Here is a 27,000-nt window from a genome sequence, read left to right as displayed (position 1 = left end):
TCAGTGGGCCGGGAGGATGCGTCCGGTGACCTCGCCGAGCGAGATCCGGCCGCCGCCGGTGCCGGGCGCGGTGTAGCGCAGCACGACCTCGTCGCCGTCCTCGAGGAAGGTTCGATCGCGACCGCCCGCGGTGAACGGCTCCTTGCCGCCCCAGCACAGCTCCAGCAGCGAGCCGCGCTGGCCGGGCTCGGGGCCGGACACCGTGCCCGAGCCCCAGAGGTCGCCGGTGCGGACACTCGCGCCGTTGACGGTGGTGTGGGCGAGCATCTGGGCGGGCGACCAGTACATGGTGCGGAAGGGCGGGCGGGCGACCACCTCGCCGTCGAGCACCACCTCGATCTCGATGTCGAGACCGGCGGGGCCGTCGACGCGCAGGTACTCCAGCACCTCGGGGTCGTCCTGCCCCGGAAGCTCGGTCCAGGCCGCGTCGAGCGCGGCCAGCGGCGTCACCCACGCGCTGATGGAGGTGGCGAACGACTTGCCGAGGAACGGGCCGAGCGGGACGTACTCCCAGGCCTGGAGGTCGCGCGCCGACCAGTCGTTGAGGCCGACCACGCCGAAGGTGTGCTGCGCGAAGTCCGCCGTTGCGACGCGCTCGCCCATCGCCGACGGCACGCCGACGACGAAGCCGAGCTCGGCCTCGATGTCGAGGCGCTGCGAGGGACCGTACGTCGGTCGCTCGTCGGTCGGTGCCTTGCGCTGGCCACTGGGGCGTACGACATCCGTGCCCGACACGACGATGGTGCCGGAGCGGCCGTGGTAGCCGACGGGCAGGTGCTTCCAGTTGGGCAGCAGCGGCTCCTGGTCGGGGCGGAACATCCGGCCGACGTTGGACGCATGGTGCTCGGAGGCGTAGAAGTCGACGTAGTCGCCGATGATGAACGGCATCAGCATCCGCACCGAGTCCACCGGTGACAGGGCGGGCTCGACGAGGTCGCGCTCGGTCTCGTCGGTGAGCAGCCCGGTGATCCAGGCCCGGGTGGAGTCCCAGACCCGCGGGCCGGCCGCCAGGAACGGGTTGAGGGTCGGCTGGTCGAAGAGGGCGTGCGTGTCCACCATGTCGGCGGCCGCGACGATGCTGAGGTCGAGCACCTGGTCGCCGATCCGGACGGCGACCCGCGGGTGCTCGCCGGAGCGCGCGAAGACGCCGTAGGGGAGGTGGTCGACGTCGAAGCCGGAGCCGGCGGCTCCCTCGACCCAGCTCTGCGCGGTCATGACTTCTCCTTGTTGTCGGGGACGAGTCCCAGGTCGATCAGGTCGTCGAGCGGCTCGGCGACCGAGCACGAGCCGAACGAGGTGAACCAGCGGCGGGCAGACGGCAGGTCGGTGGCCGCCAGGGTCGCGCCGTCGCGCTGCTCGAGCGCCTCGGTCGCGTCGGCGACGGTGCCCCCGTCCCAGAGGGCCTGGGTGGCGACGAGGACGTTGAGGAAGCCGTGCGCGCCACCGCCCTCGGGATCGTGGCGTACGGCCCGGTGCAGGCCGGCCGTGGCCTTGAACCGCGTCTCCCGGTCGAGCGCGGCGTCGATCCACGCGGCGACGGTGGACGCGTCGGGGACCAGGTCGTGGTCGACGTGGCCCAGGCGCAGCTTGAGCCGGAGGTCGGCGGCGGCCACCTCGTCGGCCGCGGCCAGCCAGGAAGCCGTGGGCGGCCCGGGGATCTCGACGTACACGGGCACGTCGTCGCCCAGCGTGCCCTCGGCGCGAGCCTGGTCGACCGCGGTCACGACCCGACGTACGTTGGCCGCCGGGTCGTCGGGGTCGCGCAGCGCGATCTCGACGCCGGCAACCGCCAGGCCGAGCCGCTTCGCAGCCCCGAGGGGACCGACCACCTGCCCGGCGCCACCGGTGACCACGACGGAGAGCGGGGCACCGAACCCGCGGACGAGGGGCAGGTCGGTGTCGCGCAGCACGAACGAGGCCACCAGGTCGGCAGCCAGCCCGTCGCGCGCGGCGTACGTCGCGGTCGCCTCGTGGATCGGCGCATCGCCCGGCGGGAAGATCGCCGCGTCGTCGACGAGGGCTCGCCACGGCTCCGGCAACGGGCCTGGCGGGACGGGTGCTGGACTCGGTGTCACGCCGCTACTCTAGCTACCAGATAACGGACGCCAGCGTCCGATGATCGGACGAATGGAGCGGACGATGGCCCACTACCGAGCAGTCGGGCGGCTGCCCCGCCAGCGGCACACCCAGCTGCGTGACGACGACGGTCACCTGTTCCGCGAGGAGCTGATGGGCGAGGAGGGCTTCTCGTCCGACTCGTCGCTGCTCTACCGCCGCGGCGTGCCGAGCGCGATCACCGACAGCACGGTGTGGGAGCTCGCCGACCAGTCGCGCACGCCCAACCACCCGCTCAAGCCGCGCCACCTCACGCTCCACGACCTCGAGACCGGGACCTGCCCGGTCGAGGGTCGTCGCCTGGTCCTCGGCAACAACGACGTCCGGATCGGCTACGTCCTGACCGGGACGGATCCGTCCCCGGTCTACCGCAACGCCATCGGCGACGAGTGCGTCTACGTCGAGTCCGGCACCGGCACGGTCGAGACGGTCTTCGGCACCGTCTCCTACCGCGCCGGCGACTACGTGCTGGTCCCGCGCGCGACGGACCACCGCTGGGTCCCGGCCGAGCCGTCGCGGCTCTACGCCATCGAGGCCAACAGCCACATCCACCCGCCCAAGCGCTACCTCTCCCGCTTCGGCCAGCTCCTCGAGCACGCGCCCTACTGCGAGCGCGACCTCCACGGCCCTGAGGGGCTCGACGAGCTGGTGGCGAGCTGCCGCGACCTCACCGACGTCGAGGTGCTGGTCAAGCACCGGACCAGTGCCGGGATCGTCGGCACGCGGATGACGTACGCCACCCACCCGTTCGACGTCGTCGGTTGGGACGGCTGCCTCTACCCGTACACGTTCAACATCGAGGACTACATGCCGATCACCGGCAAGGTCCACCAGCCGCCGCCGGTCCACCAGGTCTTCGAGGGCTGGAACTTCGTGATCTGCAACTTCCTGCCCCGCAAGGTCGACTACCACGACCTCGCGATCCCGGTGCCCTACTACCACTCCAATGTCGACTCCGACGAGGTCATGTTCTACGTCGGCGGCGACTACGAGGCGCGCAAGGGCTCGGGCATCAACATCGGCTCGATCAGCCTGCACCCCGGCGGCCACGCCCACGGCCCGCAGCCCAGCGCCATCGAGGCATCGCTCGGGGCGGAGTTCTTCGACGAGTCGGCCGTCATGGTCGACACGTTCGCCCCGCTCGACCTCGGCGAGGGCGGCCGCGCCGTCGAGGACCCGGCGTACGCCTGGACCTGGGCCGGCCGCGGCCCCGGCGTCGGCGACGACGGCGGGCCGGCGGTCTTCAGCAACAGCTAGGACCTCAGCCGCGATGCCGCCGGGCTCCCTCCCGGGTGGTGTGATGTCCGGGTGACGACGGGGGAGCGGGTGCAGCCCACGGTCCTCACCCCCCGAGCCGTGGCGCTCATCCCCCTCGTGCTGGCGACGCTCGCGATGATCGGGCCGTTCAGCATCGACACCCCGTTCCCGGCGTTCGCCGAGATGGGCGACGAGCTGCGGGTGTCGTCGAGCGAGCTCCAGCTCGTCGTGACGGCGTACATGCTCGCGTTCGCGTCGATGAGCCTGTTCCACGGCCCGCTGTCCGACGCCATCGGACGCAAGCCGGTCATCATGGGCTCGCTGCTGGTGTACGCCGTCGCGTCGGTGGCGTGCGCGTTCGCGCCGTCGCTCGAGTGGCTGCTCATCGGCCGCGTCGCCCAGGGCCTGGCCGCCGGCGGCTCGACGATCGTCAGCCGCACCGTCATCCGCGACCTCTTCGACGGTCCCAAGGCCCAGCGGATGATGAGCCAGGTCGCGGTCATCTTCGGGGTGGCTCCCGCGATCGCGCCGATCGTGGGCGGGCTGCTGATCCAGGTCGGCCCGTGGGAGACGGTCTTCTGGTTCATGGCGGCGCTGGCCCTGGTGCTCGCGATGGTCTCGGTCGCGCTGCTGCCCGAGAGCCACCCGCCCGAGAGCCGCGTGCCGCTGCGCGTCGGTGAGATCTTCCGCGGCCTGGCCGAGGTGATGCGGGCCCCCGCCTTCCACCGGATGACGTGGGCCGCGACGCTGGTGTTCGGTGCGCAGTTCCTCTACATCGGCGGCGCCTCGATCTTCGTGGTCGACCTGCTCGGTGAGGGCGAGCTCGACTTCTGGAAGCTCTTCGTCCCGATGATCGGGGCCATGGTCGTGGGCTCCCTGGCGAGTGGCCGCTTCGGCCGGACGTTCACCAGCTCACAGCTGATCACCCTCGGCTACGCCGTCAGCACGGCCGGCGCCGCGATCGGCGTCGTCGTCGCCCTCACCCCAGCCGGGGAGGTGCTCCCTTGGGCCGTGGTCGGCATCTCGCTCGTCGCGTTCGGTAACGGGCTGGCCTTCCCCAACATCCAGATGCTGATGCTCGACCTGCTCCCCGGCCGCCGCGGCGCGGTGATGTCGGCGTCGACCTTCGTCACGCTCGTCTTCAACGCGGCCAGCGCGGCCCTCGTGGCGCCGTACGCCGGTCGCTCCGTGCTGGGCTTCGCCGTCGCGGCCGCCGTGAGCGTGGTCCTCGGCTGGGGCTGCTGGCAGTGGCACCGGGTGGCCGGCCGCCGCGCCGCCGCCTGATCCCTTCCGGCGCCCCGAGGTGGCGGCGTACGACAGTCGGTGAGCCAGTACGCGTGCGATGTGCCGCCACCCCCGAGCGGGACTGGGCGGACCTCAGGAGGTCCAGGCGCGCCAGAGGCCGGCGTACTCCCCGTCGAGGTCGATGAGCTCGTGGTGGCTGCCGAGCTCGACGATGCGACCGTCGATGACGACGGCGATGCGGTCGGCGTCGTGCGCGGTGTGCAGCCGGTGGGCGATGGCGACGACGGTGCGGCCCTCGAGCAGGTTGTTCATCGAGCCCTCGAGCGTACGGGCGGTGCGCGGGTCGATGAGCGACGTGGCCTCGTCGAGCACGAGCGTGTGCGGGTCGGCGATGATCAGCCGGGCGAGCGCGACCTGCTGGGCCTGGGCGGGCGTGAGGGCGAAGCGGCCGGAGCCGATCATCGTGTCGAGCCCCTGCGGCAGCCGCTCGACCCACAGCAGGGAGCCGACCGCGCTGAGGGCCTCGCGTACGTCGTCGTCGGTCGAGCCCTCGCGCGCCAGCACGATGTTGTCGCGCACCGAGCCGATGAAGACGTGGTGTTCCTGCGTGACGAGGGCGACCTCCGTACGCAGTACCTCGAGCGGCAGGTCGACGAGCTCGACCCCGCCGACGCTGGCCGACCCGGTGCGCGGCCGGTTGATGCCCGACAGCAGGCGGCCCAGGGTCGACTTGCCCGACCCGCTGGGCCCGACGATGGCCAGTCGCTCGCCGACGCCGATCCGCAGGTCGACGCCGTGGAGCACGTCGTGGCCCTCGCGATAGGCGAACCGGAGGTCCTCGCCCCGCAGCTCGACGCCGTCGGGCAGGCGCTCGCCGGCCTCGCGGTCGGGCCGCACCTCGGCGATGCCGAGCAGCCGGCTCGTCGACGCCGCGCCGACCTGCAGCCGGTCGACCTCGCCGATCAGCCGGTCGAGGGGGTCGCTCAGCGCCTCGACGTAGAGCACGGCGGCCGTGATCTGGCCGAGGTCGACCCAGCCGCGCGAGTATGCGTAGGCGCCGACCAGCAGGGTGATCACCCGCGGCGTCTGGAAGGCGAAGTTGAGCGCCATGAAGAGGATGTTGCGCAGCGTCATGCCGTAGCGCTCGGCCTGCGCCGAGACGACGATGTCGTCGTCGCCCGCCCGCACGCGGGCACCGGACAGGCCCAGCGCCTCGACTGTGCGGGCGCCCTCGACGGTCTCGGTGAGGGTCGTGTTGATCCGGGAGTACGTCGCTCCCTCGGTGATGTAGCCCTTGGGCGCCCGGCGGAGATAGCTGCGTACGGCCCACGACGAGGTCGCGAAGGTGAGCAGCGCGGGCACGGCGAGGACCACGGAGTTGAGCAGCATCGCGCCGACCGACAGGAGCACGGTCAGCAGGGAGATGATTGCCATCGGCAGGCCGTACTGCACGGAGCGACTCATCGTGCCGACGTCGCGGGTCACCCTGGTCACGAGGTCGCCGGTGCTGGCGGTCTCGACCGCGCCCAGCGGGAGCCGGAGGATCGTCCGGACGATGAACTCGCGGGCCGTCGACAGCAGGTCCTGACCGAACAGCGTCGACGTACGCTGCGCGACGAACGTCAGCGCTGCCTGCAGCAGCACGACGCCGATGATCACCAGGGCGAGCTCGTCGAGGGACCGGCCGCCGCCGTCGACGGTCGTGTTGACCAGCTCGCCGAGCAGACGCGGCACCACGAGTCCGGCGGCGGCGGCGAGCGCGTTGAGCACGACCAGCGCGGCGAACATCCCGCGGCGGCTGGTCAACAGGTCGCGGAAGAAGGTGAGCACGGCGCGATTGCCCGACACGGGCCATCCCCGGTCGGGGTTGCGGGACGCGTCGTACACGGCCTCCGCACGTCGCCGGCGCAGGTCGTGGCGCGCCCACAGGGCGCGGTTGCGCTCCAGCGGCGTCGCGTCCGCGGGAGGGACCAGCTCCGGCGGGATCACCGGCGGGTCGAGGCTGCGGTCGCGCCAGGTCTCGGGCGAGGTGGCGAGCAGGTCGGTCATCGCGAGACCTTCTCGGCGTCATCGAGCGTCCGGGCGACCACGGCGCGGTAGGCGGCGTTGTCGCGGAGCAGGCCGGCGTGCTCGCCGTCGGCCACGACGACACCGTCCTCGAGCAGGACGACGCGGTCGGCGTGGTGCAGCCACAGCGGCGAGACGGTGCACACGACGGTCGTCCGACCCTGGCGCAGGTCGCTCACCCGCTCGGCGATGCGGGCCTCGGTGTGCGCGTCGACCGCGGAGGTGGGCTCGACCAGCACCAGGATCGGCGCGTCGACCGCGAGCGCGCGGGCGAGCACGACGCGTTGCCGCTGACCGCCGGAGAGGCCGCGACCGCGCTCGTCGAGCTGGCCCTGCCAGCCCTCGGGCAGCGCGTCGTACACGTCCTCGGCGTTGGCCACGCGCAGCGCGGCCTCGGCCTGCTCGCGCGTCAGCCGGCCATGGGGGTCGATGGCGTCCTGGAGGGTGCCGGCGAACAGTCCGCTGCCGGTGTCGCTGACCAGCACCTGGCGGCGTACGTCGACGAGGCGGGCAGCGGACAGGTCGACACCGCCCAGCCGGACGCCCCACTCGCGGGTGGCGGCCTCCTCGTCGCGCGCGGCGATCCGCGCACGGCGTCGCTCGCGGTCGGCCCGGGCCCGGCGAGCGGTGCGGCCCTTGAGGCCTGCGCCGTCGTCCTCGGCCACCGGGTCGGTGTCGGGCAGGAGGTAGCGGCCCAGCCGGTCGGCCAGTGCAGCGCTCTGCTCGGGCACGGCGCTGACGACGACCGTCAGCCGCCCCGGGCGGGCGCTGAAGCCGCTGAGGTCGTCGACGATCTCGGCGGACCCGTCGAGCGGCTGCGGGTCGGCCGGCTCGCGCCACGGCGGGCGCTGCTCGAAGATCGCGATGGCCTTGCGGGCGCTCACGAGTGCCCGGGTCGACTTCTGGGCGAGCTCGAAGAAGGTGCGGATCGGCCCGACCATGAAGAGGCCGTAGCCGAGGAAGGTCACCAGCTGGCCGACGCTCAGGTCGCCCGAGCTGACCTGACGGGTGCCGAGCCAGACCAGGCTGACCAGGAAGACACCCGAGAAGAGCACACCGACTGCCTCGACCGCGGCCTGCCAGATCCCGGAGGACACGCCCGCCCGTCGGGCCGACTGCGACTGCCGGGCGTAGTTGTCGCCGAAGGTGTCCTCGCCGCCGATGCCGCGCAGGATGCGCAGCCCCGCGACGATGTCGGTGGCCATCGAGGTCAGCTCGGAGTTGCGGCTGCGCTCGACCTCCTGGCGCCGGTGCAGCGGCCGCAGGAGCGGCAGCGCGGCGCCGAGCAGGATGGGACCGGCCGCCAGCACCAGCAGGCCGAGCTGCCACGACATCGACAGCACGATGGCCGCGACGGTCAGGTACGACACCAGCTGGGCCACCGAGCGGGCCAGGATCTCGGTCAGGGCGCCGAACTCGTCGGAGTCGCTCGACGAGACGCTCAGCACCTCGCCGGTCGGCGACCGGCGGGGCAGCACGTGGCCCATCTGGGCGATCTTGCGGGTGACCATCTGCGTCGTGCCGTACAGGCTGATCAGCCAGCTGCGCACGACGAGGGTGTGGAAGACCACGCCGAAGACGCCGCCGACGAGCACCACGGCCAGCATCACGCCGGCCCAGCCGAGCAACGCGCTCGTCGAGCCGGCCAGGATCCCGTCGTCCACGGCCCGGCCGAAGATGTACGGGCCGAAGGTCAGCGGCATCAGCCACAGCAGGCAGGAGACCGTCGACCACGCGATGACCTGCCACTGCTGGCGCAGCATCCACCTGAGGAACGCCGCAGGCGACCGGGTGTCGGGGTCCGGCGTGGGTGCGGCGTCGGTTCCGGTGAAGAACGTCGCGATCCGGGGAGGAAAGTCCTGCATGTCGATGTCGACCCTAGGCGCCGCCACCGCTCCGGCACGAAGCATTAAGCGCCGCAGCGGTGACGCGCGGCGGCTCAGGCCGCGCCGTACGCCGGGTAGTCGGTGTAGCCCTCGGCGGTGCCGCCGTAGAAGGACTCCGGGCGCTGCGGGTTGAGGGGGAGGCCCTCGGCCAGGCGCCGCGGCAGGTCCGGGTTGGCGATGAACGACCGGCCGAACGCAGCGGCGTCGACCAGTCCGGTGTCCAGGAGCCGCTCGGCCTTCGCGAGGTCGTAGTTGCCGGCGCCGACGATGGGTCCGGGGAAGGCCTCGCGCAGCGCTCGCCGGTAGTCGTCGTCGAGTTCCGGGCCGCCCGCCCAGTCGGGCTCGGACAGGTGCAGGAACGCCAGTCCGCGCCGACCGAGCTCGCCCGCGACGACGAGGCCGGCGTCCGCACCCTCCGGGTCCTCGGTGCCGTTGAAGGCGCCGATCGGGGAGATCCGGATCGCCACCCGGTCCGCCGACCACGCGTCGACGACGGCGTCGGTGACCTCGAGCATGAGCCGCGCCCGAGCGGCGAGCGAGCCGCCGTACGCGTCCGTGCGCTGGTTGCTGTCAGCGGCGAGGAACTGGTGGAGCAGGTAGCCGTGGGCGCCGTGGATCTCGACGAGGTCGAAGCCGGCCGCCCGGGCGTTCTCGGTCGCGCGGCGGTAGTCGTCGACGACCCGGGGGATCTCGTCGAGCTCCAGTGCGCGCGGGGTCGGGCACGCGACCCGCGTGGGCAGGCCGTCCGCGCCACGCACGCTCGTACGGTTGCGGTAGGGCTGGGCGCTGGCCGACACCGGCAGCTCGCCGCCGTGGAACGACTCGTGCGAGACGCGGCCCGTGTGCCACAGCTGGGCGGCGATCAGGCCGCCGGCCTCGTGCACGGCGTCGGTGACCTCGCGCCAGCCGGCGACCTGCTCGGCGCTGTGGATGCCCGGGGTGTCCATGTAGCCCTTGCCCTCCGGGCTGATCTGGGTGCCCTCGGAGATCAGCAGCCCACCGCTGGCGCGCTGGACGTAGTAGTCGCGCATCAGCGAGTTGGGTACGTCGCCCGGCGCCGTGGCGCGCATCCGGGTGAGCGGGGCCATGAGGACGCGGTTGGCGGTGCGGACGGCACCGAGCGTCAGGGGTTCGAAGAGGGAGGGCACGACCCCTCCAACGGGTGTCCCCCGTCAGGACATTCCGTGCAGGATGGGTACGTGAGCCTTTTCACGTCGGTCCCGTCCAGCCTGATCAAGCGGTGGAGGGGTGTCCCCGACGCCGACATCGACGAGAGCGATGCCGAGGTGGAGAGCTCGGCACATGCGGCCGCCGGTGCCACCGCGGTCGCCGTGGCGATGCGACGGGCAGTCGGCCAGATGGGCGTACGGCGCACCGCGTCCACGCTGACCCGGCTCAACCAGGTCGACGGCTTCGACTGCCAGGGGTGCGCGTGGCCCGACCCGGCACCCGGCGAGCGGCACACGGCCGAGTTCTGCGAGAACGGCGCCAAGGCCGTCGCCGAGGAGGCGACCCGCCAGCTGCTCGACCGCGAGTTCTTCGCCACTCACTCCGTCGAGGACCTCGCCGGTCGTACGGAGTACTGGCTCGGCAAGCAGGGCCGCATCACCGAGCCGATGGTCCTGCGACCGGGCGCCACCCACTACACGCCAGTCTCGTGGGACGACGCCTTCGCGACGATTGCCGGCCACCTGCAGCGTCTCGACCACCCCGACCAGGCGACGTTCTACACCTCGGGCAAGACCTCCAACGAGGCGGCGTTCGCCTACCAGCTGTTCGTGCGGGCCTTCGGGACCAACAACCTGCCCGACTGCTCCAACATGTGCCACGAGTCCTCCGGCTCGGCGCTCGGCCAGACGATCGGCATCGGCAAGGGCTCGGTCAGCCTCGAGGACATCCACCAGGCCAAGCTCCTCCTCGTCGTCGGGCAGAATCCCGGCACCAACCACCCGCGGATGCTGTCGGCACTCGAGGAGGCGAAGTCCCGCGGTGCCCGCATCATCTCGATCAACCCGCTGCAGGAGGCGGGACTGGTCCGCTTCAAGAACCCGCAGCACGCCAAGGGGCTGACGGTCGGGACGGCGCTCGCCGACCTGCACCTGCCGATCCGGCTGAACGGCGACCTCGCGTTCTTCCAGGCTGTCGGTGCGCTCCTGATCGAGTGGGACGCGGTCGACCACGACTTCCTCGAGGAGTACACCACCGGCTTCGAGGCGTACGTCGCCCACGTGGCGGACCTCGACTGGGCCAAGGTCGAGGCGTCGACGGGCCTCACCCGCGAGCAGATCACCGAGGCTGCCCGGATGATCGCGGACTCGACGGCCACGATCACGTGCTGGGCGATGGGCATCACCCAGCACCACAACTCGGTGGGCACGATCAAGGAGATCGTCAACGTCGCGCTCCTGCAGGGCAACATCGGCAAGCCCGGTGCGGGCCTGTGCCCGGTCCGCGGCCACTCCAACGTGCAGGGCGATCGCACGATGGGCATCTGGGAGCGCGTCCCCGACCACTTCCTCGACGCGATCCGCGACGAGTTCGGGTTCGAGCCGCCGCGCAAGCACGGGCTCGACACCGTCGGCTCGATCGAGGCGCTGCGCGACGGCAAGGTCCGCGTCTTCTTCGCGATGGGCGGCAACTTCGTGGGCGCCGCCCCCGACACCCAGGCCACCGAGGCGGCGATGCGCAATGCCGCACTGACCGTCCACGTCTCCACCAAGCTGAACCGCTCGCACGTCGTGCACGGCGGCGAAGCGCTCATTCTGCCTGCGCTGGGCCGCAGCGAGAAGGACCTCACCGGCGGTCGGGTCCAGCGCGTGACGGTCGAGGACTCGATGTCGGCCGTGCACGCCTCGCACGGGCCGCTCGACCCGCCGTCGGAGCACGTGCGCTCCGAGGTCGACATCATCTGCTCCCTCGCCCTCGCCACCCTCGGCGAGGACTCGCCTGTGCCGTGGGCGGCCTTCCGCGACGACTACACCGAGATCCGGCGGCGGATCGCCCGCGTCGTCCCCGGCTGCGCGTCGTACGAGGAGAAGGTCAACGAGCCCGGGGGCTTCGTGCTCCCGCACCCGCCCCGCGACAACCGCGTGTTCGAGACGGCGAGCGGCCGGGCGGTCCTCACGTCCACGCCGCTCGACGTCCTCGACGTGCCGAAGGGGCGCTTCCTCCTGCAGACGATGCGCTCGCACGACCAGTTCAACACCACCATCTACGGCCTCGACGACCGCTACCGGGGCGTCAAGGGCGGGCGACGGGTCGTCTTCGTCAACCCCGACGACCTGCGCGACCTCGGCTACGCCGACGGCGAGGTCATCGACCTGGTCAGCGAGTGGCGCGACGGCGTCGAGCGGATCGCCCGCTCGTTCCGGGTCGTGCCCTACGACCAGCCGCGCGGGTGCGTGGCCGCCTACTACCCCGAGGCCAACCCGCTCGTCCCGCTGGACTCGACGGCGGAGAAGAGCAACACCCCGGTCTACAAGTCGATCGTGGTCCGCCTCGACCGTCCCGGGCAGCCGGGGCAGGGGACGGGTGACTCCCACGGCTCGGCCGACCAGGGCGAGGGCTCGATGCGCCAGGACGACCCGCACCACCTGAGCTGACGCGGTCACCCGAACCCCGCGCGCGGGTTCACCCCTGCGGGTACGGTGGCGCACGATGACCACGCACATCGACGTGCTCACCCCGCGCGAGGTCCCGCTCGGTGGTCCGCGGGCCATGCGCGTACGACGCACGCTCCCGCAGCGGCACCGGTCGCTGATCGGCGCCTGGTGCTTCGTCGACCACTACGGCCCCGACGAGGTCGACGAGACCGGCGGCATGGTCCTCCCCGCGCACCCGCACACGGGCCTGCAGACCGTCAGCTGGCTCTTCGGCGGGGAGATCGAGCACCGCGACTCGGTCGGCAGCCTGGCGACCGTACGCCCGGGCGAGGTCAACCTGATGACTGCCGGACGCGGGATCAGCCACACCGAGGTCTCCACCCCCGGCACCACCCTGCTCCACGGCGCCCAGCTGTGGATCGCGCTCCCCGACGCCAGCCGCGACTGCGACCCCCGCTTCGAGCACTTCGCCCCGGAGCCGGTGCGCGGCCCGGGCTGGGAGGCGCGCGTCTTCATCGGCTCGGCGTTCGGCGCGAGCTCGCCCGTGACCACCCACACCCCGCTGCTCGGCGCGGAAGTGATGCTCGCGACCGGCGCGCGCATCGAGATCGAGGTCGACGAGTCCTTCGAGCACGGCGTCCTGCTCGACGTCGGCCTGGTCGAGGTCGATGGCCAGGACCTCGAGCCCAGCGACCTCGCCCACGTCGCCCGCGGGCGTACGACGATCACCGTGACCGCCCACGAGGAGGCCCGCCTGCTGCTGCTCGGCGGCCCGCCGTTCGGCGAGCCGATCGTGATGTGGTGGAACTTCATCGGGCGCGACCACGACGAGATCGAGGTCTATCGGCAGGCCTGGCAGGACCAGATCACCGCCGACGGCACCGTCGTCGCTTCCGGCACCGACGTCGCGGACGGCCGCTTCGGCCGGGTCGACCTCGACCTCCCGCCGATCCCGGCGCCCGAGCTGCCCAACGTCAGGCTCAAGCAGCGCCGCTGAAGCCCGTATCCACCGACCTCTCGCCTGCTGCGCGCCACCATGTGGGCGCGCTGGCTGCGTTGTCGCGCACTCGACGGGCCAAGCGGCCCGCCTTCGGCCCTCCGCCTTGCCATCACACCCACCTGATGACGCTCGCGACGGCGTCGATCGGTGGAACGGGCTGCCCGATTCTCCGACCTTTCTTGACCCATCGGGCGGTACTCCGCGAGGGACGCGGAGGCCGTCGCGGACCTACAGTCGGACGATGGGGGAGGCGACGGCGCGCACGCACCGGCTCGCCGACGCCGCGTCCGCCTTCACCAGCAACGCCCGCAACCCCGATCTCCGCCGTGCCCAGCTGAGCTTCCTGGGCGCCTGGACCGCTGAGTGGGCGTTCACCGTCGCGCTCGGCATCGTGGCCTACCGCGACGGCGGAGCGGCCGCCCTCGGCCTCGTCGGGCTGCTGCGGATGGTGCCGTCCGCGGTGTGCGCGCCGATCCTGTCGCCCTTCGCCGACCGCGGCCGGCGCGAGCGGGTCCTGGTGGTCGTCTCGACGGTCCGCGGCCTCGTGACGGCCGCCGCTGCGGCGGTCGCGGCGCTCGGGGGTGCCCCGGTCGCGATCTACGCGCTGGCGGTGCTCTCCACGATCGCCGCGACCCTGTTCCGGCCGGCCCACTCGGCGCTGCTGCCGTCGCTGTGCCACACCGGCCACGAGCTCGCCAGCGCCAACGTCGTACGCGGCATGCTCGACTCGCTCGCCACCCTCGTCGGTCCGCTCCTGGCCGCCGTCCTCCTCGAGGTCGCCGACGTCGACGTGGTGTTCGCGGTGGCAGCCGCCGCGTCGCTGTGGTCGGCGGCGCTCCTGCTGCGCCTGCAGTACGACGCCCCGCCCCGCCCGTCGGCGACCGGCCCGCACCTCGTCCGCGAGATCGTGGAGGGGTTGGGCGTGGTCGCCCGCAACCGCGACCTCGCCCTGGTGCTCGGCCTCGCCGCCGCCCAGTCCCTCACCCGCGGAGCGCTCACCGTCTTCTCCGTGCTGGTCTCGATCGAGCTGCTCGGCCGCGGCGAGCCCGGCGCGGGCACGCTCATGACGGCGGTGGGTGTCGGCGCGGTGGCCGGCTCGCTGGCGGCGTCGCTCCTCGTGGGAACCCGGCGGCTGGGCGCCTGGTTCGCGCTGGGGGTCACCCTGTGGGGACTCCCGCTCGTCCTCGTCGGCCTCCTGCCCCACGACCTTCCGGCGCTGGTCTTCATGGCGCTCATCGGTGGGGGCAACGCGCTCATCGACGTCGCCGGCTTCACGCTGATGGGCCGGATGGCTCCCGACGCCGTGCTCGCCCGGGTCTTCGGCGTGCTGGAGAGCCTGGTGGCCGTCTCGATCGGCGTGGGCGCGGTGGCGGCCTCGTGGATCGTCGGTGAGTGGGGACTGCGCCCCGCCCTGGTCGCCGTCGGACTGGTCTGCCCCGTGCTGGCTGCCGCCTCCTGGTGGCGGCTGCGCGCACTCGACGGCACGGTCGGGGTGAACGACGAGGTGGTCGGGCTGCTCCAGCGGGTGCCGATGCTGCGGACCCTGCCGCTGCCCTCGGTCGAGCAGCTTGCCCGCGGCCTCGAGGTCGTCGACGTCCCCGCCGGGACGGTCGTCTTCCAGCGCGGCGACGTCGGGGACCGCTACTACGTCGTCGAGTCGGGCAGCGTGGACGTGCTCGGCGAGGGTCGGGTCATCGCCTCCCTCGGACCGGGCGAGGGCTTCGGCGAGATCGCCCTCCTGCGCCGCAGCACCCGCACCGCCACCGTCGTCGCGACTGCCGACTCACGCCTGCGGTCGCTGGCCTCGGAGCACTTCCTGGCCGTCGTCCTCGGGTACACCCCCAGCGCGCGGGAGGCCTCCGTCGAGGTCGACCACCTCCTCGACCGCTACGACCCCGACCGTCCCGACTCCTGACCGCCCCTGTCGGTGCCGTGCGCGAGGATGAGTCCATGAGCACGGGCATCGCGGCGGTGGTGGGCGACGACGGCGTGGCCCGCTGTCCCTGGGGCACCGGCGACCCGGTGAACCTCGCCTACCACGACACCGAGTGGGGCCTGCGGGTCTCCGGCGAGGCCGCCCACCTCGAGCGGCTGACCCTCGAGGCGTTCCAGTCGGGCCTCTCGTGGCTCACGATCCTCAACAAGCGCGACAACTTCCGGGCCGCGTTCGCGGGCTTCGACGCCGACACGGTGGCGGCCTTCGACGCCGGTGACGTGGAGCGGCTGATGGCCGACGCCGGCATCGTGCGCAACCGCCGCAAGGTCGACGCCGCCATCGCCAACGCGCGCGCCACCGTCGCCCTGCGGGACGGGGGCGGGCTGGAGGCGTTCATCTGGTCCTTCCGGCCGGAGCCCTCGCCCGCGCCGCGTACGACCGCCGACGTCCCGACCACGTCCCCGGAGTCCCTCGCGCTGTCCAAGGCCCTCAAGAAGATCGGCTTCGCCCACGTCGGTCCTGCGACGATGTACGCGCTGATGGAGGCCATCGGCCTCGTCGACGACCACCTCGCGGGATGTCACCGCCGGGGCTGCGCCTCCTAGACCCCTGGGTCTCGATACGCCCCGTCGCGGCCTCGCGAGCTCGGCCGCGGGGCCACTCGACCTCCCTCTGCACGCCGCGTGCTCGTGCCTCGCGCGCGGCTAGCATCGGGACATGACCCGCGTGCACGCCTTCTCCGCCGACGACGCCCTGATCGACCTCGACGCCACCGGGCTCGTGGAGGCGCTGCGGGAGGGGACCGTCTCGGTCCCCGAGGTGGTCGACGCCGCGATCGCCCGCACCGAGCGGGTCGACGCCGACCTCGGCGCGGTGGCGCACGCCGCGTACGACCGGGCCCGCGCCGAGGCACGCCACCCGCGCGGCGGCTGGTTCGCCGGCGTGCCGACCTTCGTCAAGGACAACGTCGACGTGGCGGGCATGCCCACCCAGCACGGGGCCGACGCGTTCACCGCGGCGCCCGCGACCGCTGATGGCGACTTCGCCCGGATGTACCTCGCGACCGGGCTGATCCCCCTCGGCAAGACCCAGCTGTCGGAGTTCGGCTTCTCCGGAGCGGCCGACCACGTACGCCTCGGCCCGGTCCGCAGCCCGTGGCACACCGACCACTACGCCGGCGCCTCGTCGGCCGGGTCGGCCGCGCTGGTGGCGGCCGGCGCCGTGCCGATCGCCCACGCCAACGACGGCGGTGGGTCTATCCGCATCCCGGCGGCGGTCAACGGCCTGGTGGGCCTCAAGCCCACCCGCGGCCGGCTCGCTCAGGACCGGATGATGCGCGAGATGCCGGTGCGCATCGTCTCCGACGGCGTGCTGACCCGGAGCGTCCGCGACACCGCCGCGTTCTACCGCGAGGCCGAGAAGGTCTGGCGCAACCCGCTCCTCGCGCCCATCGGCGACATCACCCGACCGAGCCGGGCGCGGCTGCGGATCGCGGTCGTCACCCAGGGCATCGGCCGCGACTCGAGCCCCGAGGTGCGTGACCTGACCCTGCGGACCGCCCGCCTGCTCGAGGACCTCGGCCACCACGTAGAGGAGATCGACAACCCGGTGCCCGACAGCTTCCCCGAGCACTTCGTGCGCTTCTGGTCGATGCTGGCGCTGGCCATCTCGCGCCGCGGGAAGAAGGACTTCGGTCCCACGTGGGATCCGACGAAGCTCGACAACCTCACCCTCGGACTGGCCCGTCACGCCGCTCGCAACCTGCACAAGCAGCCGTACTCGATCGCCGTGCTGCGCGGCTCCCAGCGGGTCGCCGCGCGCCACCGGGCGTCGTACGACGTCACGCTCACGCCGACGCTCGCCACCGAGACGCCGCGGGTCGGGCACCTGCGCCCCGACCAGGACTACGACCAGATCATGGAGCGCCTGATAGAGTGGGTGGCGTTCACGCCGCTGCAGAACGCGACGGGCGAGCCGGCGGTCTCGCTGCCCCTCGCGACCACCTCCGCCGGGCTGCCGCAGGGCATGATGCTCGGTGCCGGATCCGGTCGCGAGGCCCGCCTGCTGGGACTGGCCTACGAGCTCGAGGAGGCCGTCGGATGGCCCCGGATCCAGGGTGCGCCCGAGGCCGCCGAAGGGGCGGTCGGAGGGCTCTCTTGAGCCGATTTCTCATCGCGGTGGGAGCGTGTGTATCGTTCTCCGTCGTTGCCCCTTTAGCTCAGTCGGCAGAGCGTCTCCATGGTAAGGAGAAGGTCTACGGTTCGATTCCGTAAAGGGGCTCTGGATCGGATTTCCCCCCGGGGGCGTCCGGCCTCCGCGGCGGGGTAGCTCAGGTGGTTAGAGCACACGGCTCATAATCGTGGTGTCGCGGGTTCGAGTCCCGCCCCCGCTACACCGGCAGTCTCAGCAAGCCTCACCCCGCACCACCCAGCAATGAGAAGGTTCTCCCATGGCCAGCAAGTCTTCTGACGTTCGCCCCAAGATCACGCTCGCGTGCACCGAGTGCAAGGAGCGCAACTACATCACCAAGAAGAACCGTCGCAACGACCCCGACCGCATCGAGCTGAAGAAGTTCTGCCCGCGTTGCCGCAACCACACCGCGCACCGCGAGACCCGCTGACGTTTCTCCGCCACTGCAGACCCGTCCGAGCACCTCGGACGGGTCGCTGTGTTTCCCGGGCGCACGGCTAGGGTCGTGACATGCCTGTCGACCCCTCGCTGGTGGGGCGTGAGTTCCCCGCACCAGCGCCCCTGACCGTCACGCCCGACCGGGTCGCCGCGTTCGCTGCGGCCGTCGGCCACCCGGGGGAGTCGGTGCCGCCGACCTTCCCGATCGTCCTGGCCTTCGACGCCATGCAGGCCTTCCTCGACGCCGAGCGGATCGACCTGCACCGCATCGTCCACGGCGAGCAGCGCTTCGCGTACGTCCGGCCGCTGGCCGCGGGTGACGAGCTGAGCGCCACGCTCACCGTCACCGGCCTGCGCCAGATCGGCGGCGCCGACATCATCGCCACGACGAGCGAGATCACCGACGCCACCGGCGCGGTCGTCTGCACCGGCAAGGCGACCCTCGTCCACTCGGGAGGCGCAGCATGAACGCCGGTGACACCCTCGAGACGAAGACGTTCACTATCACCCGCGCCGACCTCGTGGCGTACGCCGACGCGAGCGGCGACCACAACCCGATCCACCAGGACGAGGGGGTCGCCCGCAGCGTCGGCCTGCCCGGCGTCATCGCCCACGGGATGTACACCCTGGCCCTGGTCGGCCGTGCCGTCGCGGAGTGGACCGGAGGAGCCGAGGTCGTCGACGTCGGCGCGAAGTTCACCAGCCCCGTCGTCGTACCCGCAGAAGGCGGCGCCGAGGTCGTCATCGGCGGGACGGTGAAGTCCGTCGCCGACGGCCTGGTCACCCTCGCCCTCGAGGTCACCTGCGACGGGCAGAAGGTGCTGGGCATGCCGAAGGCCGTCGTGAAGCACGTCGACCGTGCCTGACCCGGTGCCCGACCTGCGGGACCACACCACGCTGCGCCTCGGCGGCCCCGGTCGCGAGTGGGTGCGCGCGACCACCGAGGCCGAGCTGATCGCGGCAGTCTCCGAGGCGGACGTCGTCGGCACGCCGGTGCTGCTCCTGGCCGGTGGGTCCAACCTGGTGGTGGCCGACGCCGGCTTCGACGGCCGCGTCGTCCAGGTCGCCACCACCGGCATCAGCGCCGACGTGGACTCCTCCGGCGATCCCTCCTGCTCGGGGGCGACCGTGACGATCGCCGCCGGCGAGGGGTGGGACGACGTCGTGGCCGAGGCCGTCGAGCGGCGCTGGGTCGGCATCGAGGCGCTGTCCGGCATCCCGGGCTCCGTCGGCGCGACGCCGATCCAGAACGTCGGCGCCTACGGCCAGGAGGTCGCCCAGACCATCGCCCGGGTACGGGTCTGGGACCGCAAGCTCAACGGCGTACGCACCTTCGCGGCCTCGGAGTGCCAGTTCGGCTACCGCTCCAGCCGGTTCAAGGCCGACCCCGGTCGCCACGTCGTCCTCGACGTCACGTTCCAGTTCCGGCAGGGCACGCTGGGCGCGCCCGTCCGCTACGCCGAGCTCGCCCGCACCCTGGGGGTCGACGAGGGCGCTCGGGCTCCCCTCGCCGACGTACGGTCCGCCGTCCTGGACCTGCGCCGGGGCAAGGGGATGGTGCTCGACGCCGACGACCACGACACGTGGAGCGCTGGCTCGTTTTTCACCAACCCGTTCCTCACCGCCGACCAGGCCGCGGCCCTGCCCGCCGACGCGCCACGGTGGGAGCAGCCCGACGGCACCGTGAAGTCCAGCGCCGGGTGGCTGATCGAGCACGCCGGATTCGACAAGGGCTGGACGAGCCGTGCCGCGGGGGAGCGGGTGTCGCTCTCGACCAAGCACACGCTCGCCCTCACCAACCGCGGCGGCGCCACCACCGACGAGCTGCTGACCCTCGCCCGCGAGGTCCGCGACGGAGTCGAGTCCCGCTTCGGCGTACGCCTGGTCAACGAGCCCGTGACCGTCGGCTGCGCCCTCTGAGCGAGGCTTCACCCCCCAAACTGGAGCCTTGCCCGCGAAACTTCGGGGTGGAGGCTCCAGTTTCCCCGGGTACCCGGGGATCGCGACGGGGGTCAGGCGAGCCAGGCGGCGATGTCGCGGCGGGCCGCCTCGACCACGTCCGACGGAGCCCGCGAGGCCGCGAAGGACATCTCGGCCAGACGGGCCAGGGTCCCGTCGTCGAGGTCGTGGGCGGCACGCATCGTGGCGTACTGGCCGGCCAGTCGCGAGCCGAAGAGCAGCGGGTCGTCGGCACCCAGGGCCACGGTCGCGCCCGCCGCCAGGAGCTGGGGGAGCGGCACCGAGGTGAGGTCGGAGTAGACGCCGAGAGAGACGTTGGAGACCGGGCACACCTCCAGCGCGACCCCGGCGGCCACGATCCGGTCCAGCAGCTCCGGGTCCTCAGCACTGCGTACGCCGTGTCCGAGCCGCTGCGCCCCGAGGCTGTCGAGGCAGGCGCGGACGTGGTCGGCCCCGCGCAGCTCGCCGCCGTGGGGCACCAGCAGGAGCCCGGCCCGCTCGGCGATCTGGAAGGCCGCCGCGAAGTCCTCGGTGCGACCGCGCCGCTCGTCGTTCGAGAGACCGAAGCCGACCACGCCGCGACCGGCGTACTGCGCCGCGAGCCGGGCCAGCGTCCGGGCGTCGAGGGGGTGGCGGGTGCGGTTGGCCGCGATCACGACCGCGATGCCGAGCCCGGTGCGCTCGGTGGCGTCGCGCACGCAGTCGAGCACCAGGTCGGTGAACTCCGTGATCCCGCCGAACCGCGCGGCGTACCCGCTCGGGTCGACCTGGATCTCCAGCCAGCGCCCGCCGTCACGGACGTCGTCCTCGGCCGCCTCCAGCACCAGGCGGCGTACGTCGTCGGGCGTACGCAGCACCGAGCGCGCCACGTCGTAGAGGCGCTGGAACCGGAACCAGCCCTTCTCGTCCGCCGCGCTGAGCTGCGGTGGCCAGTCCTCCACCAGCGAGTCGGGCAGCACGATCCCGTCGCGCTCGGCGAGCTCCAGGAGCGTCGGGTGACGCATCGATCCGGTGAAGTGGAGGTGCAGGTGCGCTTTCGGCAGGGCCGATACGTCACGGTGCCCATCCACGGCCCTACCTTGGCATGCCTCGGTTCGACGGCGCTGGCCCCCTCCCCGTATGCTTCCCGATTGGTGGTTTCGCCAGATGCTTCGGCATGCCCCAGATGGGGTTTGAAAGCCACCGGAGGGCACTAGCTCAACTGGCAGAGCATCGGTCTCCAAAACCGAAGGTTGGGGGTTCAAGTCCCTCGTGCCCTGCGAGGAAGCACTGCACACAGCAACAACGAGAAGGTGGGAAACGTGGCCGACGGCAACGCGGTTCAGGACCGGCGCGACTCGCGCGGTGACGACCGTGGGCGCACCAGCCCCGTCACGTTCATGCGCCAGGTGGTGGCCGAGCTCCGCAAGGTGGTGTGGCCCACCCAGCAGCAGCTGATCACCTACTTCTTCGTCGTGCTGGTCTTCGTGATCGCCATGATGGCCCTGGTGACGGTCCTGGACCTGGCCTTCGGGAAGCTCGTCTTCCAGATCTTCGCCGGTGGCTCCTCCACCCAGTGATCGACGGCCGAGCGATGGACCCCACCGCTCGTGTCCCCGCCGGGTGCGCCCGGCCCCGGTCCCGGTGACCGGCCCCGGCAGCACCAACGAACGTACGGAGTGAGACGTGTCTGAGAACAGCGACGTGGACCAGGTCGACGACCAGGTCGAGTCCAGCGACGAGACGACCCCGGAGGACTCCCCCGAGGAGGTCCTCGTGGAGCAGCCCGCCGACGACACGACCGAGGACAGCCTCGAGGACGCCGCCGACGAGACGGCCGAGGACAGCCTCGAGGTCGCCGACGCGGATGACGACGCGGACGACGAAACGGACGACGACACGGACGGCGAGCCCGCCGAGCCCGAGGAGAACGACCCGCTCGAGGCGTTCCGCCGCGAGCTGTGGGCCAAGCCGGGCGACTGGTTCGTCGTGCACACCTACTCCGGCATGGAGAAGCGGGTCAAGCACAACCTCGAGAACCGCATCATCTCCCTCAACATGGAGGACTACATCCACGAGATCGTGGTCCCCACCGAGGAGGTCGCGGAGATCAAGAACGGCCAGCGCAAGATGGTCACCCGCACCGTCCTGCCCGGCTACGTCCTGGTTCGCATGGACCTCACCGACGAGTCCTGGTCGGCCGTACGCCACACGCCGTCCGTCACCGGCTTCGTGGGCCACAGCCACCAGCCCGTCCCGCTCAGCATGAGCGAGGTCGAGGACATGCTCGCGCCGGCCGTCGTCCAGGCCGCCGAGGCCGAGGCCGCCGCCTCGGGCGAGAAGGGCACCAGCACCACGCCGCGCAAGCCGGTCGAGGTCGCGGACTTCGACGTGTCCGACTCGGTCATGGTGGTCGACGGTCCGTTCGCCACGCTCCACGCGACGATCACCGAGATCAACGCCGAGTCCCAGCGGGTCAAGGCGCTCGTCGAGATCTTCGGCCGGGAGACCCCGGTCGAGCTTTCGTTCTCGCAGATCCAGAAGGTCTGACGATTTCGTCCGGGCCGCGTGTCGGCCCGACAATGCAGTAGCGACAACCCGTGGCAGAGGGCGAAGTGCCCTCGTCGTGACCACACGAGAGAAAGAGAAGGACGGCTATGCCTCCGAAGAAGAAGATCGCAGCGCTGGTGAAGGTGCAGCTGCAGGCCGGTTCGGCCACGCCGGCCCCGCCGGTCGGTACGGCGCTCGGCCCGCACGGCGTCAACATCATGGACTTCTGCAAGGCCTACAACGCCCAGACCGAGTCCATGCGCGGCAACGTCATCCCCGTCGAGATCACCATCTACGAGGACCGTTCGTTCGACTTCATCACCAAGACCCCGCCGGCCGCCGAGCTCATCAAGAAGGCCGCCGGCCTCTCCAAGGGCTCCGGCGTCCCGCACAAGGAAAAGGTCGGCAAGCTGACCAAGGACCAGGTCCGCGAGATCGCGACCACCAAGCTTCCTGACCTGAACGCCAACGACATCGATGCGGCCATGAAGATCGTCGAGGGCACTGCGCGCTCGATGGGCGTCACGACCGACTGAAACGTGGGAGAGCCGCGCTGGCTCGCTAACCACATCCTTCGCACCACAGAAACGAGAAGAACATGCAGCGCAGCAAGACCTACCGCGCAGCGGCAGAGCAGTTCGACCAGGACGAGCTCTACGCCCCGCTGGCCGCCATCAAGATCGCCAAGAGCGGCTCCAAGAAGAAGTTCGACGAGACCCTCGACGTCGTCATGCGCCTGGGTGTCGACCCGCGCAAGGCCGACCAGATGGTCCGCGGCACCGTCAACCTCCCGCACGGCACCGGCAAGACCGCACGCGTCCTCGTGTTCGCGACCGGCGACAAGGCCGACGCCGCCCGTGAGGCCGGCGCCGAGTTCGTCGGCAGCGACGAGCTGATCGAGAAGGTCGCCGGCGGCTGGCTCGACTTCGACGCCGTCGTCGCGACGCCCGACATGATGGGCAAGGTCGGTCGCCTCGGCCGCGTCCTCGGCCCGCGCTCCCTCATGCCGAACCCGAAGACGGGCACGGTGACCCCCGACGTCGCCAAGGCTGTCACCGACATCAAGGGCGGCAAGATCGAGTTCCGCGTCGACCGCCACTCGAACCTGCACTTCATCATCGGCAAGGCGTCCTTCTCCGAGCTCCAGCTCGCGGAGAACTACGCCGCCGCCCTCGACGAGGTGCTGCGTCTGAAGCCGGCCAGCTCCAAGGGCCGCTACATCCGCAAGATCACCGTCTCGACGACGATGGGCCCCGGCATCCAGGTGGACCCCAACCGCGTCAAGAACGTCGCCTCGGAGGACGAGGCCGTCCAGGCCTGATCCACCCGAGCCGCACCGGCCCGGTCGCCCCTCGGGGGCGGCCGGGCCGTTTGTGTGTCCGGCCCCGTTTCGGTGTGGAACCATCGGGTAGAACCGGGTCAGGCGCTCGCGCCGCCCCACCAGCCACCGCAACCAGGAGCTCCCATGCGCCTCACCTCTCTCTCCCGCCGCCTCGGTACGGCCGCCCTGGTGCTCACCATCGGAGTGGGCGTGTCCGCGTGCGGCGACGACTCCGGGTCCACCGACTCCAGCTCGAGCAGCGACGACTCGACCGATGCCAGCACGGACGAGGCCACCGACACCGCCGAGGAGGAGTCCGAGCCCGAGCCCGAGCCCGATGAGGAGGGGGCGGAGGCCTCGCTCGCCGAGCTGTCGGTCGACGACTTCTACCCGTCCGTCATGGCGGCACTGCGTGAGGCCGAGACCTTCACCTTCACCACGACCTCCGACAGCGCCGGGCAGGCGCAGGAGATGGCCGGCGAGGCGCGCTTCGCCGACGAGGGGGTCGAGATGAAGGCCACCGGCACCGGCGCCCAGGCGATGGAGATGATCCTCGTCGACAAGGCGATGTACATGAAGTCCCCCAGCTTCGGCACCGGCGACAAGTGGCTCAAGATCGACCTCAGCGACCCCAACTCGCTCTTCGGGATGATCGGCAAGGCGACCGACCCCGAGGTGATGTTCAAGGCGATGGAGTCACCCAAGAAGCTCGAGCTGGTCGGGAGCGAGGACGTCGACGGCGTGGAGACCAACCACTACCGGATCACGATGGACCCGACGCAGTACCTCAAGGCCATGGAGTTCCCCGCCGCGATGGCGGACATGCTGCCCAAGGAACTGGTCACCGACATGTGGGTCGACGCCGACAACCTGCCGCGCCGGTTCACCCAGACCGTCGAGGTGAAGGCCTCCGGTGGCGGTGCGCCGACCACGTCGACCACGGAGGGGACGTACGCCGACTTCGGCGCCGACGTCGAGATCGAGGCCCCGCCGGCCAGCCAGGTCACCCAGGCGCCGGGCATGTGAACCCCTATTCGCGGAAGACCCGCTCGTCGATCAGCTGCTCCTTGACCTCGGTGCCCTCGGCCTCGTAGCGGCCCTGGTCGAAGCGGGTGCGGAACTGCATCGTGACGCCGTCGCGGCCGAAGCGGTTCTTCTCGACGGTCAGGACCGCGAAGTCGCGGAACCGCTCGGCGTTGCTGAGGTTGTAGGTCAGGTGGTGGCGCGCGACGATGTCGAACTTGTTGTTCAGCACCAGGACCACGTCGGCCTCGTAGGCGAGGGCGCTGGATCCGCGGAGGTCGTTGGCGCGCATCCGGCGCCCGGAGCGCAGCGCCTCCTTGTCGGCCGCCGCGATGGCGAGCACGGGAGCGCTGATGTCGATCGCGATGTCCTTGAGCCCCTCGACGACCTCGGTGGACCGGGCCTCGTCGTCGGTGAAGGACGACTTCACCTTCTGCAGGTAGTCGATGATCACCAGCGGCGTCGTGCCGGCCAGCTCGCGTACGGCCTCGATCGCGGCCTGGATCGCGGCCAGGTCGGTGCGCGTGCCGGTCGAGCGGTGCACGAAGAGCATCTCGGAGTAGTGGGAGACCCGGGCCAGCGCCTCGACGCCCGAGGGCACCGACTCGAGACGGTGGTCGAGCGAGCTCACCCAGAGGTCGTCGAAGATCGAGCGGATGCTCGTCATCCGGACCTGGTCGGAGTCGTCGAGCTCGCCGGCCTCCATGGCGATGAGCTTCTGCGTCATGTCCTCGGCGTCGTGCTCGTAGGAGAAGTAGAGGACCGGGCGTCCGGTCGCCGCGTTGTTGCGGGCGACCTGGAGTGCGAAGGTCGACTTGCCGAGACCTTGCGGACCGGCGAGGAGGATCAGCGACCCGGCTCGCATGCCGCCGCCGATCAGCGGGTCGAGCCCGCCGAAGCCGGTCTTCCAGACCCGGCCCGCAGCATTGCGTCCAGTGAGCATGCGTTCGTCGCTGCGGGCGAGCGAGGCCCCGACGGTCGTGAGCTGTTGATCCACGCGGACCATCGAACCAGTGTTGGGCCCCCCGCGGGAGGTGAATGCCGTGTTTGCCGCGGGCGGCCCGCGATTTGTCTGGTCCGGGAGCCGGGGCGTACTGTTCCATCTCGAAACCCAAGACCGCAGGTTCATCACGAGCTCCAACGCTCGGGATGCGAAGGTTCGCAGCAGCGAACGGCCGGCGCAGGTGACAGAGCAGCGGCCTCGCCGCATCCACGCCCTGAGCCTGCGCTCGGGGCGTTCGTCGTCTGTGGGCCGGGCGCCGGTGGTCGACACCGGAAGGAGACCCATGGCGCGGCCAGAAAAGACTGCCGCCGTTGCGGAGATCGTTGACTCGTTCAACGATGCCGCCGGCGCTGTGCTGACCGAGTACCGCGGTCTCACCGTGAAGCAGCTGCAGGACCTGCGGCGCTCCCTCGGCGAGAACGCCCACTACGCCGTGGTCAAGAACACGCTTGCCAAGATTGCCGCCACCGAGGTGGGAATCGAAGGCTTCGACGACCTGCTGACCGGCCCCACTGCCATCGCCTTCATCAATGGAGACGTGGTCGAGGCCGCCAAGGGTCTGCGTGACTTTGCCAAGGCAAACCCCGCTCTTGTCATCAAGGGCGGTGTCCTGGACGGCAAGTCCCTCGACGCTGCAGAGATCGCCAAGCTGGCCGATCTCGAGTCGCGTGAGGTGCTGCTGGGCAAGCTCGCGGGCGGCATGCTCGCTTCGCTGTCCCAGGCCGTCTACCTCCTCAACGCCCCGCTCGCCCAGGTCGCCCGGCTCGCCGGCGCCCTGGAGGCGAAGGCGACTGAGGACCCCTCGATCCTCGCAGGTGGTGCCGGTACGCCGGATGCTCCCGCTGCCGAGGACGCCCCGGTCGAGGAGGTCTCCCCTTCTGAGGAGGCCGCCGAGCCCGAGGCGACCGACGAGGCAGCCGACACGGCCGCCGAGTCCACGGACGCCTGACCAGGCCGACGTACACCACCTGAAACCCCGGCACGGGACGCACCCGCTCCCGCGCCACATACGGAAGGAACCGCCACCATGGCGAAGCTGTCCACCGTCGAGCTGCTCGACGCGTTCAAGGAAATGACCCTCATCGAGCTCTCCGAGTTCGTGAAGGAGTTCGAGGAGACCTTCGGCGTCACCGCCGCTGCCCCGGTCGCCGCTGCCCCCGCCGCGGGCGCCCCGGCCGCCGGTGCCGAGGCCGCTGCCGAGCAGGACGAGTTCGACGTCGTCCTCGAGGCCGCTGGTGACAAGAAGATCAACGTCATCAAGGAGGTGCGCGCCCTCACGAGCCTCGGCCTGAAGGAGGCGAAGGACCTCGTCGAGGCCGCCCCGAAGCCGATCCTCGAGAAGGTCGACAAGGCTGCGGCCGCGAAGGCGAAGGAGGCCCTCGAGGCCGCCGGCGCCACGGTCACCGTCAAGTGACTTCCTGACGGCCCG

The 27,000-nt window shown here is 71.4% G+C and carries 25 protein-coding genes and 3 tRNA genes; 21 read left to right on the top strand and 7 right to left on the bottom strand.

All coding sequences use genetic code 11. The features are described from left to right. Together fahA and EUA94_RS02270 are read right to left on the bottom strand one after the other, a co-directional pair. Positions 1-1,215 (bottom strand): fumarylacetoacetase, encoded by a 1,215-nt coding sequence (fahA, locus tag EUA94_RS02275; protein ID WP_129424284.1) that lies wholly within the window; start codon positions 1,213-1,215, stop codon positions 1-3. After that, positions 1,212-2,075, bottom strand: a complete 864-nt coding sequence (locus EUA94_RS02270; protein WP_129424282.1) for a hypothetical protein — start codon at positions 2,073-2,075, stop codon at positions 1,212-1,214. The genes fahA and EUA94_RS02270 overlap by 4 nt, the downstream gene beginning before the upstream one ends. A 52-nt stretch (positions 2,076-2,127) precedes the next feature. On the opposite strand from EUA94_RS02270, the gene EUA94_RS02265 reads away from it, so the two are divergent. Both EUA94_RS02265 and EUA94_RS02260 read left to right on the top strand, forming a co-directional pair. Beyond that, entirely contained in the window at positions 2,128-3,372 is a 1,245-nt protein-coding gene (locus EUA94_RS02265) for a homogentisate 1,2-dioxygenase domain-containing protein (protein ID WP_479724691.1), read from the top strand. Between the two features lie 51 nt (positions 3,373-3,423). Next, positions 3,424-4,656, top strand: a complete 1,233-nt coding sequence (locus tag EUA94_RS02260; RefSeq protein WP_207210367.1) for a multidrug effflux MFS transporter — start codon at positions 3,424-3,426, stop codon at positions 4,654-4,656. 93 nt (positions 4,657-4,749) lie between these two features. On the opposite strand, the gene EUA94_RS02255 is transcribed toward EUA94_RS02260, so the two are convergent. From EUA94_RS02255 to nemA, 3 genes are all read right to left on the bottom strand, one after another. Next, complete coding sequence (locus EUA94_RS02255) at positions 4,750-6,666, bottom strand: ABC transporter ATP-binding protein (protein WP_129424280.1); 1,917 nt, start codon at positions 6,664-6,666, stop codon at positions 4,750-4,752. Then, on the bottom strand, positions 6,663-8,549 hold the full coding sequence (locus EUA94_RS02250; RefSeq protein ID WP_129424278.1) for an ABC transporter ATP-binding protein: 1,887 nt from the start codon (positions 8,547-8,549) through the stop codon (positions 6,663-6,665). The genes EUA94_RS02255 and EUA94_RS02250 overlap by 4 nt, the downstream gene beginning before the upstream one ends. 74 nt (positions 8,550-8,623) lie before the next feature. Beyond that, positions 8,624-9,718 carry an N-ethylmaleimide reductase gene (nemA, locus tag EUA94_RS02245; protein ID WP_129424276.1) on the bottom strand — a complete coding sequence of 365 codons (1,095 nt, stop codon included), beginning with the start codon at positions 9,716-9,718 and terminating at the stop codon, positions 8,624-8,626. A 51-nt stretch (positions 9,719-9,769) separates the two neighbouring features. Here nemA and EUA94_RS02240 point away from each other — a divergent pair, with 51 nt between their 5' ends. The 11 genes from EUA94_RS02240 (at position 9,770) to EUA94_RS02190 (ending at position 19,656) form a co-directional block, all read left to right on the top strand. After that, positions 9,770-12,172 (top strand): FdhF/YdeP family oxidoreductase, encoded by a 2,403-nt coding sequence (locus EUA94_RS02240; RefSeq protein ID WP_340640848.1) that lies wholly within the window; start codon positions 9,770-9,772, stop codon positions 12,170-12,172. A gap of 55 nt (positions 12,173-12,227) precedes the next feature. Then, on the top strand, positions 12,228-13,169 hold the full coding sequence (locus EUA94_RS02235) for a pirin family protein (protein ID WP_129424274.1): 942 nt from the start codon (positions 12,228-12,230) through the stop codon (positions 13,167-13,169). Between the two features lie 244 nt (positions 13,170-13,413). Further along, positions 13,414-15,087 carry an MFS transporter gene (locus tag EUA94_RS02230; RefSeq protein ID WP_129424272.1) on the top strand — a complete coding sequence of 558 codons (1,674 nt, stop codon included), beginning with the start codon at positions 13,414-13,416 and terminating at the stop codon, positions 15,085-15,087. 35 nt (positions 15,088-15,122) lie between these two features. Further along, positions 15,123-15,713 (top strand): DNA-3-methyladenine glycosylase I, encoded by a 591-nt coding sequence (locus tag EUA94_RS02225; RefSeq protein ID WP_129424270.1) that lies wholly within the window; start codon positions 15,123-15,125, stop codon positions 15,711-15,713. Between the two features lie 112 nt (positions 15,714-15,825). Continuing rightward, on the top strand, positions 15,826-17,268 hold the full coding sequence (locus tag EUA94_RS02220; protein ID WP_129424268.1) for an amidase: 1,443 nt from the start codon (positions 15,826-15,828) through the stop codon (positions 17,266-17,268). 47 nt (positions 17,269-17,315) lie between these two features. Next, positions 17,316-17,388, top strand: a tRNA-Thr gene (locus EUA94_RS02215). A 38-nt stretch (positions 17,389-17,426) separates the two neighbouring features. Then, a tRNA-Met gene (locus tag EUA94_RS02210) sits at positions 17,427-17,500 on the top strand. Positions 17,501-17,557: 57 nt separating this feature from the next. After that, positions 17,558-17,728 carry a 50S ribosomal protein L33 gene (gene rpmG / locus EUA94_RS02205; RefSeq protein ID WP_090969093.1) on the top strand — a complete coding sequence of 57 codons (171 nt, stop codon included), beginning with the start codon at positions 17,558-17,560 and terminating at the stop codon, positions 17,726-17,728. An 80-nt stretch (positions 17,729-17,808) separates the two neighbouring features. Continuing rightward, the gene (locus EUA94_RS02200; protein ID WP_129424266.1) at positions 17,809-18,204 is read left to right on the top strand and encodes an FAS1-like dehydratase domain-containing protein; all 396 of its coding nucleotides are present in this window, start codon (positions 17,809-17,811) and stop codon (positions 18,202-18,204) included. Then, the gene (locus EUA94_RS02195) at positions 18,201-18,602 is read left to right on the top strand and encodes a MaoC/PaaZ C-terminal domain-containing protein (RefSeq protein ID WP_129424264.1); all 402 of its coding nucleotides are present in this window, start codon (positions 18,201-18,203) and stop codon (positions 18,600-18,602) included. The genes EUA94_RS02200 and EUA94_RS02195 overlap by 4 nt, the downstream gene beginning before the upstream one ends. Continuing rightward, positions 18,595-19,656 carry a UDP-N-acetylmuramate dehydrogenase gene (locus EUA94_RS02190; RefSeq protein WP_242494624.1) on the top strand — a complete coding sequence of 354 codons (1,062 nt, stop codon included), beginning with the start codon at positions 18,595-18,597 and terminating at the stop codon, positions 19,654-19,656. The genes EUA94_RS02195 and EUA94_RS02190 overlap by 8 nt, the downstream gene beginning before the upstream one ends. 92 nt (positions 19,657-19,748) lie before the next feature. Here the strand turns inward: EUA94_RS02190 and EUA94_RS02185 are convergent, their stop codons facing one another. Further along, a complete protein-coding gene (locus EUA94_RS02185) occupies positions 19,749-20,765 on the bottom strand; it encodes an adenosine deaminase (RefSeq protein WP_129424262.1) in 1,017 nt (338 codons plus the stop codon). Between the two features lie 116 nt (positions 20,766-20,881). On the opposite strand from EUA94_RS02185, the gene EUA94_RS02180 reads away from it, so the two are divergent. The 6 genes from EUA94_RS02180 (at position 20,882) to EUA94_RS02155 (ending at position 24,571) form a co-directional block, all read left to right on the top strand. Then, a tRNA-Trp gene (locus EUA94_RS02180) sits at positions 20,882-20,954 on the top strand. Between the two features lie 42 nt (positions 20,955-20,996). Beyond that, positions 20,997-21,254, top strand: coding sequence for a preprotein translocase subunit SecE (secE, locus tag EUA94_RS02175; protein ID WP_340640847.1), 258 nt, complete (start codon positions 20,997-20,999; stop codon positions 21,252-21,254). A 106-nt stretch (positions 21,255-21,360) separates the two neighbouring features. After that, positions 21,361-22,224: a transcription termination/antitermination protein NusG gene (nusG, locus tag EUA94_RS02170; protein ID WP_242494622.1), complete on the top strand. Its 864-nt coding sequence runs from the start codon at positions 21,361-21,363 to the stop codon at positions 22,222-22,224. Positions 22,225-22,331: 107 nt separating this feature from the next. Continuing rightward, on the top strand, positions 22,332-22,760 hold the full coding sequence (rplK, locus tag EUA94_RS02165; RefSeq protein ID WP_129424260.1) for a 50S ribosomal protein L11: 429 nt from the start codon (positions 22,332-22,334) through the stop codon (positions 22,758-22,760). 62 nt (positions 22,761-22,822) lie between these two features. Next, on the top strand, positions 22,823-23,545 hold the full coding sequence (gene rplA, locus EUA94_RS02160) for a 50S ribosomal protein L1 (RefSeq protein WP_129424258.1): 723 nt from the start codon (positions 22,823-22,825) through the stop codon (positions 23,543-23,545). Positions 23,546-23,689: 144 nt separating this feature from the next. Continuing rightward, positions 23,690-24,571 carry an SCO4651 family lipoprotein gene (locus EUA94_RS02155; RefSeq protein WP_129424256.1) on the top strand — a complete coding sequence of 294 codons (882 nt, stop codon included), beginning with the start codon at positions 23,690-23,692 and terminating at the stop codon, positions 24,569-24,571. 4 nt (positions 24,572-24,575) lie between these two features. Here EUA94_RS02155 and EUA94_RS02150 read toward each other — a convergent pair whose 3' ends face one another. Beyond that, positions 24,576-25,565, bottom strand: a complete 990-nt coding sequence (locus tag EUA94_RS02150) for a DnaB-like helicase C-terminal domain-containing protein (RefSeq protein WP_165356770.1) — start codon at positions 25,563-25,565, stop codon at positions 24,576-24,578. A gap of 289 nt (positions 25,566-25,854) precedes the next feature. On the opposite strand from EUA94_RS02150, the gene rplJ reads away from it, so the two are divergent. Both rplJ and rplL read left to right on the top strand, forming a co-directional pair. Then, positions 25,855-26,520: a 50S ribosomal protein L10 gene (gene rplJ, locus EUA94_RS02145; protein ID WP_129424252.1), complete on the top strand. Its 666-nt coding sequence runs from the start codon at positions 25,855-25,857 to the stop codon at positions 26,518-26,520. 78 nt (positions 26,521-26,598) lie between these two features. Continuing rightward, on the top strand, positions 26,599-26,985 hold the full coding sequence (gene rplL / locus EUA94_RS02140; RefSeq protein ID WP_129424251.1) for a 50S ribosomal protein L7/L12: 387 nt from the start codon (positions 26,599-26,601) through the stop codon (positions 26,983-26,985). Positions 26,986-27,000 lie beyond the last annotated feature (15 nt).

The sequence above is a fragment of the Nocardioides zhouii genome (genome assembly GCF_004137345.1).
GTDB lineage: Bacteria > Actinomycetota > Actinomycetes > Propionibacteriales > Nocardioidaceae > Nocardioides > Nocardioides zhouii.
The sequence above is the reverse complement of the archived record's forward strand: the minus strand, read 5'-3'. Positions and strand labels throughout refer to the sequence as shown.